Below are 14,263 nucleotides of genomic sequence, written 5' to 3'. Positions count from 1 at the left end.
CAAAGGGGTAAATATGGTTCAAATTATTTCGGTTGCTAATCAAAAAGGCGGCGTTGGTAAAACAACGACGACAATTAATTTAGGTGCCAGTATTGCAAATCATGGTTATAAAGTTTTAATTGTTGATATTGATCCTCAAGGAAATGCAACGTCTGGTTTAGGTATTGAAAAATCAACTGTAGATAAGGATATCTATAATGTTTTAATTGATGAAATTCCCCTATCTGAGACAATTCATCATACTGAAATTAAAAATCTAGATGCAGTTCCTGCTACAATTCAATTAGCTGGTGCTGAGATGGAATTAACATCGATGATGGCACGTGAAACTAGATTGAAACAAGGAATTGATGAAGTTAGTCATGAGTATGACTTTATCTTAATTGATTGTCCACCGTCTTTAGGTCAGCTTTCAATTAATGCCTTCACTGCTTCAGATTCTATCTTAATCCCAGTACAAAGCGAATATTATGCAATGGAAGGGTTAAGTCAATTACTAAATACGATTCGTTTAGTTCAAAAGCACTTTAATAAAAACTTGGGCGTAGAAGGAGTTCTGTTAACTATGTTAGATGCAAGAACGAATTTGGGCGCTGAAGTTGTTAAGGAAGTTCAATCTTACTTTAATAAAAAAGTGTATAAGACAATTATTCCGAGAATTACCAAATTGGCTGAAGCACCAAGTTATGGTAAGCCAATTACAGAATATGCTCCAAAATCTCGGGGTTCGCAAGTGTATGATTCCTTAGCAAAAGAGGTGTTGAAAGCTCATGGTAAGAAACTCTAAAGAACCAAAAAAGCGTGGGCTAGGGCGCGGGTTAGAAGCCTTATTTGATGAAAGCCCGCAAGTGCAAGAAACTGAAGAAATTACAGAAATTCCTTTAGATGAAATTAGGCCTAATCCTTACCAACCAAGAAAAACCTTTGATAACAAGAGCCTAAAAGAACTGTCTGAATCAATTAAGGAAAATGGTGTTTTTCAGCCAATAATTATTCGTAAATCCGTTAATGGTTATGAAATCATTGCCGGGGAACGTCGTTTTCGTGCTTCTAAGTTAGCTAAAAAAGAAACAATTCCAGCTATCATTCGTAAATTTGATGAAGCGCAAATGATGGAAGTCGCAGTTCTAGAAAACTTGCAGCGTGAAGATTTGACGCCACTAGAAGAAGCACAAGCATATGAAATGCTGCAAAAAAATCTAGGCTTGACGCAGGCTGAAGTTTCTAAAAGATTGGGAAAATCTCGCCCTTATATTGCTAACTATCTTCGCTTGCTTACCTTGCCACAAAAGACTAAGCGTCTTCTTCAAAGAGGAGAATTATCCATGGGTCAAGCAAGAACATTGCTTGGTTTAAAAGATAAAGATGGAATTGATGATTTAGCTAAAAAAGTAGTTAAGAACGGAATTACTGTTCGTCAATTGGAATCATTAGTAGCTAAGTTAAATGAAAAAGAAAAGAAGCCTAAGAAGAAGGCTATTAAAAAGTCCGCCTTTATCAGAGCTAGCGAATCTCAATTAACTGATAAATTTGGAACTAGCGTAAACATCACAGAAAGCAAAAAGGGAAATGGTCATTTAGCGATTGATTTTGCTTCAACTGATGAATTAAATCGAATTTTAGATTTACTAGGGATAAATTTAGATAAATAATTAATTAGGAGTGATTTTTCATGTATCATTTGGGCGATGTAGTGCAGATGAAGAAACCACATGCATGTGGTGAAAATAAGTGGGAAATCTTGCGGATGGGTGCAGACATTCGCATTAAATGCTTGGGGTGTGGTCATTTAATTATGATGCCTCGAGCAGAATTTAATAAAAAATTTAAAAAGGTGCTGCATTCAGCAAATGATCCAGTTAACTTAAAAGAAGAACACTATGTTCCTAAGGAAAACATTGCTGTACCACACTTTGAATAAAACCAATTAAGAGGAGAAATATAATGTCATTAACTGCAGGTATTGTTGGTTTGCCAAATGTTGGTAAATCTACTTTGTTTAACGCGATTACTAAGGCTGGTGCTGAAATGGCGAATTATCCATTTGCCACTATTGAACCAAATGTCGGGATGGTTGAAGTTCCAGATAGTCGTCTAGCTCGCATTCAAGAATTAATTCCAGCTAAAAAGATTGTTCATACAACCTTTGAATTTACCGATATTGCTGGTTTAGTAAAGGGTGCTTCTAAGGGTGAAGGACTTGGAAATAAATTCCTTGAAAATATTCGCCAAACAGATGCAATTGTTCATGTAGTAAGAGCTTTTGATGACGATAATATTACTTCAGTTACCGGTAAGGTTGATCCTGAAGAAGATATTAACACAATTAATCTTGAATTGGCGATTGCAGACTTAGATGCAGTTAACCGTCGAATTGGAAAAGTTCAAAAAGTTGCACAACAAGGAGATAAAGAAGCTAAGGCTGAAATGGCTGTTTTGAACAAGTTAAAACCTGTCCTTGAAGAAGGTAAGGCTGCTCGTTCAATTGAGTTTAATGAAGATGAACAAAAGATTGTAAAGGGTCTGTTTTTACTTACTTCTAAACCAGTTATTTATGTTGCTAATATTGCTGAAAGTTCAATGGCTGATCCTGAAAGTGACAAGTATTACCAAATTGTCAAAAAGCATGCTGAAAGTGAAAATGCTGAAGCTTTAGGCATTAGTGCAGCTACTGAAGAAGAAATTGCTTCAATGGATGAAGATGAAAGAAAAGAATTCCTTGAAATGGAAGGCGTTGAAGAGTCTGGACTTGATCGTTTAATCAAGGCTGCTTACCATATTTTAGGACTTCGTACTTTCTTTACTGCTGGTGGTCCTGAAACTCGTGCTTGGACTTTCCATGAAGGAATGAAGGCACCGCAAGTTGCTGGTGTTATTCACTCAGACTTTGAACGTGGATTTATTCGGGCAGAAGTTGTTTCATTTGATGACTTAGACAAACTTGAAACCATGCAAAAAGTTAAGGAAGCAGGAAAGCTTCGTCTTGAAGGAAAAGATTATGTAGTTCAAGACGGTGATATTATTGAATTTAGATTTAATGTTTAGGAGTTTTTTGAATGGATCCAAAAGATCAAAATAAGAGTGAGAATACTGAAGTAGCTAAAAACTCAACAGTAGGTAACGCAAAACAAGAGAAATTAAAAAAGGCGCATGAGCAAAATTCTCGTGAAGAAGAAATTAAGAAGATGCCGCCAAAAGAATTACGAAAGAAATTAAGTAATAAAAATCAAGATTATGTCTTTCGTTTGGAAAAATTTTTGACAGAAGATCAAAACTACACTATGGATCAAGTGAAACCTGCAATTGATCAAATCTTGCCAGAAATTATTGTTGCACAACGCAAGGGTATTCCAGCATCCAGCTTGTATCAAAAAGCTCCCAAAGAAAAGGCAATTGAAATTGCTAATCCCCAAAAAGAAGCACCCAAGAATAAGTTCTGGATGCACGCAGTAGATAATGGCTTACTTTACTTTGTGATCTTTGCTGGATTCTTTGGCGTAGTACAATTGTTTAATATAAACTCTAAACAACAAAATGGTGTCCAACAGATGGGAATTTTAACTGTTGCTTCTGTTACCATTTTGTTTGGTATTTTGATGGCATATTACAATGATTTAGTAACCAGAGAAAAGAGTAAAAGACCACCTATGTGGAAGGTAGTCTTAATAGGAATCTTCTTAGTTGGAATAGTTATGGTATGGATCACATTTACTTCAATGCCATTCTTGCGTGTAATTAACCCAGTTCTTAATCCATGGGTTTACATTGTGTTAGCAGTGATTGCTTTCTTTGTCCGTAGATGGTTCCGTCAAAAGTATCATGTTGTTGATCCACTACAAGTTAAACGTGAAAATGAGATTGCAGCACGTAGAAGAAATCGCAGAAGTTAAAGCGTGACTATTTAATTAAAGTAGTCTACAGTATAAATAAAGATAGCAAATAATGTGTTTGTTAGAGAGTAAATAGACGGCGCGAGGCGTCTATTTATTTTTATCTTTTTTAAGTTAAAAGAACGGGGGTTTTATATGATTAATGTGTTACGTAAGTCAATTCGGCAATATAAAAAATTGTCAATGACTTCCCCAGTCCTAGTTGCAGGTGAAGCTTTAATTGAAATGCTGATCCCGTACTTGGTTGGTATTTTAATTGATAAGGGAATTATGAAAGGAAATATGGGTTACATCAATAAATGGGGCCTAATCCTTTTCGTATTAACTTTAATTTCCTTATCTTTAGGTGCAGCTGCTAGTTACGTTTCTGCACATGCAGCAGCAGGATTTGCAGCTAATTTAAGAAAAGATATGTTTTATCATATTCAAGATTTTTCTTTCAGTAATATTGATAAATTTTCTAGCGCTAGTTTGGTAACGCGGCTTACCACAGATGTAACTAATGTACAAAACGCTTATCAAATGCTAATCAGAATTGCCGTTCGTGCACCACTGATGTTGATTTTTTCAATCATTATGTCAGTCATAATTAGTCCAAGACTATCTTTAATTTTTGTGGTAATTGCTCCAATTTTTGTTTTAATTTTGGCTTTAATTATTAAAAGTGCATATCCTTACTTTCCACGTATTTTTAAGGGATACGATGTAATGAATCAAGATGTTCGTGAAAATATTCGTGGAATTCGTGAGGTAAAGACTTACGTTCAAGAAGAAGCTCAAATTGAAAAATTTGAAAAATCTTCAGGCTTTATTTATAAACTTTTCTCAACTGCGCAAAAAATCATGTCACTTAACGCATTAGTTGTAATGGCAGTTCTTAATATTTCGACTTTAGCAATTTGCTGGTTTGGTGCTAAAGAAATTGTTGGTGGAAACTTGCAAACTGGACAATTGGTTTCAATGTTTTCATATTCAAACTCCGTTTTATTTAGTTTAAACATTCTGGCTATGATTACTACGCAATTGGTTATTTCAGAAGCTAGTGGTAAACGTATTGCAGCTGTTTTAACTGAAAAATCAGCGATTGAAAACCCACGTAAACCACTTAAAGATGTGACAAACGGTGATATTGTTTTTGATCATGTTAACTTTAAATACTCGACAGATGAAAAGCATTATGCTTTAGAAGATATTAATTTACATATTACACCAGGTGAAACAATTGGTATTATTGGTGAAACTGGTTCATCAAAATCGACTTTAGTTTCCATGATTCCGCGTCTTTATGATGTAACATCTGGTGCAGTTAGAGTGGCTGGACATAATGTTAAGTCATATGAACTAAAGGCTCTTCGTGATAAAGTTGCAATGGTTTTACAAAAGAATGTTTTGTTCAGTGGAACTGTTGAAGAAAACTTAAAATGGGGAAATGAAAATGCAACGCATGAAGAAGTCGTAGCTGCTGCTAAAGTTGCACATGCTGATGGCTTTATTCGTGAAATGCCAGATGGCTATAATACTATGATTGAGCAAGGCGGAAATAATGTTTCCGGTGGTCAAAAGCAAAGAATTACGATCGCGCGTGCATTATTAAAGAATCCAGAAATTTTAATTCTAGATGATTCGACTTCTGCAGTTGATACAACAACTGAACGTGAAATTCGTGAATCTTTGGCAAAAGATATGCCAACTACAACTAAGATAATTATTTCGCAAAGGGTTGTTTCAATTAAAGACGCTGATCGGATTATTGTTATGAATCATGGCAAGATTCAAGCAATTGGAACTCATGAGGAATTAATGAAGACTAATGAGCTTTATCACTCAATCGCTAAGTTCCAAGAAGAAAATAATGCAGGAAAGTAGGTGAGAGAACGTTATGGATCAAGCAAAACAACACACTAAAGGAAATCGTCTTAAAGTTTTAGGACGTCTACTAAAAGTAGTCTTAACCACTAGTCCTTGGATGTTAATCGTTTCAGTAATTACTATCATTTTGGCAGCTGGATCTGCGGTAATTGGATCCTTATTTATTGAACGATTAATTGATACATATGTTACTCCCTTACTGCATGAAAAGGTTCCTAACTATGGTCCATTACTAAATGCAATTTTGGTAATGTTTGGAATTTATGCAATTGGCTTTATTTCTAACTACCTTTTTAGCATGTTAATGGGAGTGTTAGCCCAAAAAGTTCAATTCCGTGTTCGTAACGAAACATTTACGCATATGGAGTCTTTGCCGATTGCTTATTTTGATCAAAACAATTATGGGGATATCATGAGTCGTTATACTAACGATATCGACACCTTAATGCAGATGATCTCACAATCGCTACCACAATTTTTGAATTCGGCATTAAGCTTGATTTTTGTTATTGTGGCGATGTTTAGTTTAAGCTGGCAACTGACTTTATTCTCTTTTATTATTTTTGGCCTATCATTTGGAATTGTTAGATTTTTAACTGTGAAGTCTAGCTACTATTTCAAGGTTCAACAAAATAAATTAGGTCAAATTAACGGTTATGACGAAGAAATGCTTAATGGTTTAAAAGTCATTAAGGTCTTTTCACATGAACCTGAAGCTGAAGAGGGATTTGATAAATTTAATGAAGAACTGCGTGGAGCATCTGGGAAGGCTAATACTTATGCGACCGTTTTGTTCCCAATTATGGGTAATATGGGAAATTTATTGTATGTATTAATTGCCTTTATCGGAGGAGCTGCCGCAATTAACGGCTGGGCACCATTGACTTTAGGTGCAATTGCTTCTTTCTTACAATTATCGCGGCAATTTAGTATGCCGATTGCTCAGATTTCACAGCAATTGAATTCAATTGTTTTGGCTTTAGCTGGTGCGCAGAGAATTTTTGAGTTAGAAGATGAACCCTCGGAAGTTGATAATGGCGACGTTATTATGTCGGCCAATCCTGAAGTTAAAAATAGTTGGTATTGGGATGTCCCTGAGAAAAATGGTGATGTTAAAAAAGTTCCAATTAAAGGACATATTGTTTTTGATCATGTGAACTTTTCATATGTTCCAGAAAAACAAATTTTGCACGATATTAATATCGACGCTAAACCAGGTATGAAAGTTGCCTTAGTTGGTGAAACCGGTGCTGGTAAGACGACTATTTCTAATATGCTTAATCGTTTCTATGAGATTCAGTCTGGAAAGATTACGTATGATGGCGTTCCAATTTCTCAAATTAGGAAAAATGATTTACGACATTCTTTATCGATTGTTTTACAAGAAACGCACCTCTTTACTGGTACAATCATGGACAACATTCGGTTTGGAAAGCCAGATGCGAGTGATGACGAGGTTTATCAAGCTGCTCGCTTAGCGCATGCTGATGAATTTATTCATGAGCTAGATGATGGATATGAAACTGTGATTGATGGCGACGGCGGTGACTTGTCACAAGGTCAAATGCAGTTATTGAGTATTGCTAGAGCCATGATTGCTGATGAACCAGTAATGATCTTAGATGAAGCAACATCAAGTATTGATACTAGGACTGAACGAATGGTTCAAGCAGGGATGGATAACTTGCTTGCTGGGAGAACCAGTTTTGTGATCGCACACCGTTTATCAACCATTGTTAACTCGGACCTCATTTTAGTTCTTGATCATGGTCATATTATTGAGCGTGGTAATCATGAAGAGCTTTTGAAGCAAAAGGGTTATTACTACGAGTTGTACACTGGTAAAAAAGAATTAGATTAATCAGAAAATGAACTCTAGATATTTTTTCTAGGGTTCATTTTTTATGATTCTTTAAAAACGTGGTTTAATTTAAGTAAATAGATGTAAAACAGGTAAAATGTTAATAATAGATTTTTTACGTGATAAATATAGAATAAGGAGACATTCCTCATGAAGATCTTAGTTGTTGATGATGATAAAGAAATCGTTGAATTATTAAGCATATATTTAAAAAATGAAGGCTATGAGCCAATTGCTGCTTATAGTGGTAAAGAAGCCTTGACTAAACTTTCTACGAATCCAGAAATTGCATTGATGATTCTTGATATTATGATGCCACAAATGTCGGGGATTGAAGTTATCAAAGAAGTTAGAAAAGATTCAGAAATTCCAATCTTAGTTGTTTCAGCTAAAACTAGCGATATGGATAAGATTCAAGGATTAATCACTGGAGCAGATGATTATGTCGTTAAGCCGTTTAATCCATTAGAAGTAATGGCACGAGTAAGATCATTGCTTCGCCGCAGTCAAAAAGAAGTTAAAGATGACAAGCCTGATGTATTAGAAGTAGGACCTTTAGTAATTAATAAGGACTCACATGAAGTTAAGACTTTAACTGGGAAAGTTATTCAATTAACCGCTTTAGAGTTTGGAATTTTATATATGCTTGCTAGTCATCCTAATCGTGTTTTTAGTGCAGATGAAATTTTTGAAAGAGTATGGCAACAAGAATCGGTTGTTTCAGCCAAAACGGTTATGGTTCACGTTTCTCACTTGCGTGATAAAATTCAAAAGGCAACTGATGGAGAAGAAGTTATCCAAACAGTTTGGGGAGTAGGCTATAAAGTAGAGGCTTAACAAGGATGAAAAAACAAAAAGTAATCCTAACCACGAAAGAAAAAAGTGAATTATTTGGTGAAGGCGTTATAACTGTTATTCTGCTTTTGCTGTTGAATCTTTCGATTATTATTTTGCTTAATTTGGCAGTATTGAATGATCCACGTTTAGAAAATGGTATATTCTTTCTTAAAAAGACAATTACTTTTGCTAACGGGATGCATTTATGGTCTTGGCAACGGCTTTTTGTTGGTGTGATGTTAGTGGGCGATGCTATTGTTGTTTACTGGCGATTAATTAGAAGATATCGTCAAATGCAATTGCGGCATGTCATAGAAGAACTGCATTATATAGCTGACGGTCACTTTGATCATCGAATTCCTTTTGTAGTAAAGACAGATTTACAGAAAGTAATTGATTCAATTAACGCTTTAGTTGATAGTACTGTAGCTTCAATGGAAGAAGAACGCCAAATTGAACAATCAAAGGATGATCTGATTACTAACGTATCTCATGATATTAGAACGCCGTTAACTTCAATTATTGGCTACTTGGGTTTATTAAAGAGTAGTGAACTAAATGAAGATCAAGCTAAATATATTAAAATCGCCTATGACAAAGCTCTACAAATGAAAGCTTTAGCTGAAGACTTATTTGAATACACTACGCTTCGTTCGTCAACGAATAATAAATTAGTCTTAGCACCGTTACATGTCAATTCAATGCTTGAACAAGTAGCAGCTGGTTTTGAACTCGAAGCAGAAAAGAAAAATATTGCTTTTAATGTAGTGACACGACCAAGAGATTTAGTAATTGATGCTGATGCTAAAATGATTGTGCGAATGTTAAATAATTTAATTTCGAATGCCTTGAAATATGGCCATGGCGCAACTGAAATTAATTTAATTGCCAATAAGGTGAATAATAAGTTTGTAGAACTTAGAGTTGAAAATAATGGGGAGCAGATACCTAAGAAGTCTTTGCAAAAAATTTTTGATCGCTTCTATCGAGTAGAAAGTTCAAGAAATTTAAAAACCGGCGGTACTGGCTTAGGTTTAGCGATTACGAAAAGTATTGTTGACTTACATGGCGGGACAATTAAGTGTCAGTCAACATCAGAATTAACTAGTTTTATTATTCAACTACCACTCAATAGCCCCAAAGCAAAATGATGGTGTGCTATAATTTAGGCTGAATTGATTAAAAAATTGGGGAGAAAAAATGAGCGATTCTAGCATTTCTTTAAACACTTGCATCTTAATCTTGAAGGAACACCACTTGCTTAAATCAAGTGCAGTGCAAGATGCGGTTCCAACTAAAATGAATTATATTTCATATGATTCACGTGATATAAAAACAAATACCTTGTTTTTCTGTAAGGGTAAAGGCTTTAGACCTACTTATTTATCAATGGCTAAAGACAGTGGAGCTACTTGTTATGTAGCAGAACAACCATATCCAGAAGGTAAAGGAATGCATGCTTTAGTTGTTAGAGATGTAACTAAAGCCATGGCTCTTTTATCAGCTGCCTTTTACAGATTCCCGCAAGATGATTTATACGTTGTAGCCTTTACTGGTACAAAGGGTAAAACTACATCTGCTTATTTCTTGAAGGGGATGCTTGACCAAATTAACGGTGGTCGAACAGCTTTGTTTTCATCAGTAGATGATATCGTAGGGCCAAAACCTGAAGATAAGTTCAAGTCTAGTTTGACTACACCTGAAAGTTTAGACTTGTTCCGTGACATGAGAACAGCTGTTGATAATGGTATGACTCATTTGGTAATGGAAGTTTCTAGTCAAGCTTATAAAAAGAACCGTGTCTTTGGTTTAACCTATGATCTAGGATTTTTCTTAAATATTACTCCAGATCATATCGGTCCAAATGAACACCCTAACTTTGCAGATTACTTACATTGTAAATTACAATTAATGGTTAACTCGCGTAAATGTATTATTAACGCAATGTCAGACCACTTTGATGAAATTTATGCAGCAGCAACTACAACTACTAATCCAGATAGTATCTATCTGTTTGCTAGAAATGATTTCGAAAATCCTAACTTAAAACAACCAATTGATTTCCGCTTCCAATCAGTTGAAACAGACATGAAGGAAACTGAATTTAAGTTGTTCTGTGCTTCTGAAAAAGCTAAGAAATTACCAATTGCTGGAGATTACACTCTTCAAATGATTGGTGACTTCAACGAGATGAATGGTACTGCTGCAATTATTGGTGCTGGTCTTGCTGGTGAAAGCTATGCAGAATGTGCTAAAGGAATCCGTCACGTAACAATCCCGGGCAGAATGGAAACTTTACCATCAAAGAATCATGGTACTGTTATCGTTGACTACGCACATAATAAAGCTTCAATGATAGCTTTAATGAGCTTTATGCAACGCGAGTTTAATAATCCAAAGATTATTGTAGTTGTTGGAGCTCCTGGAGATAAGGGAGTATCACGTCGTCCTGGATTTAGCGAAAGTTTGACCGCTTATGCAAATAAGGCATTCTTAACTACTGATGATCCTGGCTTTGAAGATCCAATGGATATTGCTCAAGAAATTGATGCGGGCATTGATCATGAAAAAGTTGATGTCACAATTGAATTAGATCGTGAAAAGGCAATCCATGATGCAATTGCAATGTCTAATAAAGATGATATTGTTTTAATTTGCGGGAAGGGTGCAGATCCATTCCAAAAGATTCGCGGGGTAGATACGCCATATCCAACTGATATTAAAGTTGCTGAAAGTGTAATTAATGAATTAGAAAAAGACGATAAGGAATAACTATGAAACACTTTTTCTCAATTATTGGCGGGATGGGAACAATTGCAACTGAAAGCTATGTTCGCTTAATTAATCACCGAGTTAAAATCGCTAAAGATCAAGATTATTTGAATTATATTTTAGTAAATGATGCTCAAATTCCCGATCGAACGGCTTATATCATGGATCATAGTAAGCCTAACTTTTTCTATGATTTAAAAGATGATGTTTTAAGCCAAGCCAAGCTCAATCCTGATTTCTTTGTAATGCCATGTAATACCGCACATTATTTTTATGATGATCTAGCTGCATTAACTGATGTACCATTTTTACATATGATGCGAATTGCAGTGCATACATTTGTAGATAATTTTCCTAAGGAAGAAAAAATTGGCTTAATTGCAACTGAAGGTTCTATTTATGACCATTTGTATGTGGACGAATTAGAACGTGTTGGCAAGAAAGTAGAATTAGGTGGTCCCGAAATTCAGCCAATGGTTAATGAATTAATTTACAGCGATATTAAGGAAAAGGGAATCGTTGATCATGACTTGTATCATAAGATCTTGAAGACAATGCATGATAAATATGGTTGCAATGTAATTTTATTAGGATGTACAGAATTGTCTCTTGCTCAAGAAAAGGCACCAGATCATCCTTATAATGTAATTGATCCACAATCAATTATCGCTGATGTTTCAATTGAACTTGCTTTGAAGATTCGTAATGGAATGGATCCTAAAGAAGCAACTGCAAAATATATGTATAAATAGGATCAAGCCTCTCAGTTTTAGACAGCTGAGAGGCTTTTTTGGTATAAAAAAGATATTAATATTAAAGATTGATATAATTAGATTTAACTTTACTAAAATTTACCTAGAAAGAAAAAGCTATGTTACAAGTAAAAAATTTAAATAAAAGCTTTGGAAGTAAACAAGTTTTATTTGATATTAATTTCAAAGCAGATAATGGGAAAATACTAGGCTTAATCGGTAAGAATGGTTCAGGAAAAACTACTCTTTTTCATAGTATTCTGAAGTTTGTTAAGTATCAGGGCAAGATTACGATTAATAATCATTCTTTTTCAAGTCGTGACTACAACTCTGTGGGCTACTTGCCAGAAGAGCGTAGTCTAATGCCTAAGTTGACAGTTTTAGAACAAGTAAGTTTTTTAGCTAGTTTAAAAGGTATGAAGAAAGATGTAGTAAAGCATGACTTGCAAGATTGGATGCAGAAATTAGAAGTTAAAGGCAAGATTACTGATAAGATTAAGAGCTTATCTAAAGGAAACCAACAAAAAATTCAATTAATTGCGACACTTATTCACCAACCAAATTTAATTATTTTAGATGAACCTTTTAGTGGCTTGGATCCCGTAAATGTTGAAATAATTAAAGATGTAATTCTCCAAGAAAAACGGCGTGGGGCGACAATTATTTTTTCTGATCACGATATGTCTAATGTTGAAGAATTATGTGATGATGTAGTGATGATTAATAATGGTCATCTTGTTTTAAATGGTGCGGTAAATGAAGTACGAAATAATTTTGGCCTAACGCGCTTATTTATTAGGACAGATTTAGGGCTCGATGAGGTTAAGAAACTACCCGGAGTAGAAAAAGCTATTTTGCAAAACAATGGCATTTATAAGCTTTGGCTAATGTCAGCTAATTATGGCCGAGATATTTTTAAGACTTTATCTCATGGAGAATATTTGCAAACCTTTGATCAAGAACCACCAACTTTAGATGAAATCTTTAAACTGAAAGCCGGTGAAAATAATGAATAAGACTTGGTTAGTTGCAAAAGAAACCTACCGTAGAGAAGTTAAAAATTGGTCATTTTTATTGATGATTTTTGCGCCATTTATTGTGTTAGTTATTTCATTTTTCTTTGGAATGAGTTCGTCTTCTGCTTTTGATGATAATACAAAAGTTGGCATTGTGAGCCAAAACGAAAATTTGCTTCAACCTTTAAAGAAAACAAAAGATTTTGATATGTATAAGGATAAAGTAAAAGCTGAAAAAGCATATCAAGCTGGAGATATTAACGGCTATATTGTTGTTAAAAATAATTCTACTCAATTAGGGGCAACTTACTATGGTTCAGAAGGACTCGACGGTGATCTTAAAGATGAATTGATGCGAGTTTTAAATACTCAACAGCAGGTACTTAATTTAAAGAATGCCAAACTTAATAATCAGCAGCTGAAATCACTTTCTCAAAAGGTTAAGTTTACTGAAAAAACTAATAGTAAGAAGCTAGGTGCAAGCGACGAGAAAAATTTGAAAACGGCCACTTTTTGGATTTTGATTTTTGTTTTGTACTTTTTGGTTCAGACTTACAGCACTATTATGGCGCAAGATATTGCCAGTGAAAAAGGAACTAAGATCATGGAAATGATCTTTTCAAGTATGCCAGGTGGAAATTATTTTGATGGTAAAGTTTTAGGAATTTTCATGGAAATTCTTACGCAATTATTAATTTATGCGTTAATGTTTTCTGGATTTTATTATTTGGCTCCACAAATTACTGGAGTTAAAGAAACTTTTGCTCAAGTAAAACCAGCTATTGATCAAGTCTTAGGACAAATAATCTCTTGGGGATTAGTATTCATTGTTTTAGGGTTGATCTTATATATTGTCTATGCTGCTGTTTGTGGTGCGATTGTAACTAAGGCAGAGGATACTAACAAAGCTGTTCAACCTCTAGTTTATTTGACTTTACTTGGTTTATTTAGCAGCATGAGTTTGTCTAATAATCCTGATAGTATTTTTGTAATAATTATGTCTTATGTACCGTTTTTATCCTCTTTCTTAATGCCACTTCGACTAATTAAAGGAAATGCAACAAACTTAGAAGCTGAGATTTCAATGTTAATCTTAGTAATATTTTTAGTGGGATCGATTTGGTGGATTAGAAAAATTTACCCGAGTTTGATTTTACAAACTGATGATAATGGCATGTGGAAGAATATGAAGCGTGCATTGCAAGGAATAAAAGAATAGAAAATTTATCTTGATGATTGCTCTTTGTTCAAAAGGAGAGCGGTCTT

The 14,263-nt window shown here is 34.7% G+C and carries 13 protein-coding genes; all 13 read left to right on the top strand.

Going from position 1 to position 14,263, the window contains the following annotated elements:
• Window positions 1–13: 13 nt before the first annotated feature.
• On the top strand, window positions 14–787 hold the full coding sequence (locus tag LGAS_RS08560; RefSeq protein WP_003646657.1) for a ParA family protein: 774 nt from the start codon (window positions 14–16) through the stop codon (window positions 785–787).
• A complete protein-coding gene (locus LGAS_RS08555; RefSeq protein ID WP_003649944.1) occupies window positions 771–1,652 on the top strand; it encodes a ParB/RepB/Spo0J family partition protein in 882 nt (293 codons plus the stop codon). The genes LGAS_RS08560 and LGAS_RS08555 overlap by 17 nt, the downstream gene beginning before the upstream one ends.
• A 20-nt stretch (window positions 1,653–1,672) precedes the next feature.
• Window positions 1,673–1,921, top strand: a complete 249-nt coding sequence (locus LGAS_RS08550) for a DUF951 domain-containing protein (RefSeq protein WP_003656982.1) — start codon at window positions 1,673–1,675, stop codon at window positions 1,919–1,921.
• 23 nt (window positions 1,922–1,944) lie between these two features.
• Window positions 1,945–3,045 carry a redox-regulated ATPase YchF gene (ychF, locus tag LGAS_RS08545; protein WP_003646659.1) on the top strand — a complete coding sequence of 367 codons (1,101 nt, stop codon included), beginning with the start codon at window positions 1,945–1,947 and terminating at the stop codon, window positions 3,043–3,045.
• Between the two features lie 11 nt (window positions 3,046–3,056).
• Window positions 3,057–3,890 carry a DUF1129 domain-containing protein gene (locus tag LGAS_RS08540; RefSeq protein ID WP_003646660.1) on the top strand — a complete coding sequence of 278 codons (834 nt, stop codon included), beginning with the start codon at window positions 3,057–3,059 and terminating at the stop codon, window positions 3,888–3,890.
• Window positions 3,891–4,025: 135 nt separating this feature from the next.
• Window positions 4,026–5,756 (top strand): ABC transporter ATP-binding protein, encoded by a 1,731-nt coding sequence (locus LGAS_RS08535; RefSeq protein ID WP_011678982.1) that lies wholly within the window; start codon window positions 4,026–4,028, stop codon window positions 5,754–5,756.
• Between the two features lie 13 nt (window positions 5,757–5,769).
• Entirely contained in the window at window positions 5,770–7,620 is a 1,851-nt protein-coding gene (locus LGAS_RS08530; protein WP_003646661.1) for an ABC transporter ATP-binding protein, read from the top strand.
• 150 nt (window positions 7,621–7,770) lie between these two features.
• Window positions 7,771–8,457, top strand: coding sequence for a response regulator transcription factor CroR (gene croR, locus LGAS_RS08525; RefSeq protein WP_003649950.1), 687 nt, complete (start codon window positions 7,771–7,773; stop codon window positions 8,455–8,457).
• Window positions 8,458–8,462: 5 nt separating this feature from the next.
• Window positions 8,463–9,608: a sensor histidine kinase gene (locus tag LGAS_RS08520; protein ID WP_003646664.1), complete on the top strand. Its 1,146-nt coding sequence runs from the start codon at window positions 8,463–8,465 to the stop codon at window positions 9,606–9,608.
• Between the two features lie 49 nt (window positions 9,609–9,657).
• Complete coding sequence (locus LGAS_RS08515; protein ID WP_003656164.1) at window positions 9,658–11,229, top strand: UDP-N-acetylmuramoyl-L-alanyl-D-glutamate--2,6-diaminopimelate ligase; 1,572 nt, start codon at window positions 9,658–9,660, stop codon at window positions 11,227–11,229.
• A 2-nt stretch (window positions 11,230–11,231) separates the two neighbouring features.
• Window positions 11,232–11,981 (top strand): aspartate/glutamate racemase family protein, encoded by a 750-nt coding sequence (locus LGAS_RS08510; RefSeq protein ID WP_003656163.1) that lies wholly within the window; start codon window positions 11,232–11,234, stop codon window positions 11,979–11,981.
• A 119-nt stretch (window positions 11,982–12,100) separates the two neighbouring features.
• On the top strand, window positions 12,101–12,997 hold the full coding sequence (locus LGAS_RS08505) for an ABC transporter ATP-binding protein (protein ID WP_011678981.1): 897 nt from the start codon (window positions 12,101–12,103) through the stop codon (window positions 12,995–12,997).
• A complete protein-coding gene (locus tag LGAS_RS08500; protein ID WP_003656992.1) occupies window positions 12,990–14,216 on the top strand; it encodes an ABC transporter permease in 1,227 nt (408 codons plus the stop codon). Before LGAS_RS08505 ends, LGAS_RS08500 begins: the two co-directional genes overlap by 8 nt.
• The last annotated feature ends 47 nt before the right edge of the window (window positions 14,217–14,263 follow it).

Source organism: Lactobacillus gasseri ATCC 33323 = JCM 1131, assembly GCF_000014425.1.
Lineage (GTDB): Bacteria > Bacillota > Bacilli > Lactobacillales > Lactobacillaceae > Lactobacillus > Lactobacillus gasseri.
This window is presented reverse-complemented; position numbering and strand designations above follow the sequence as displayed.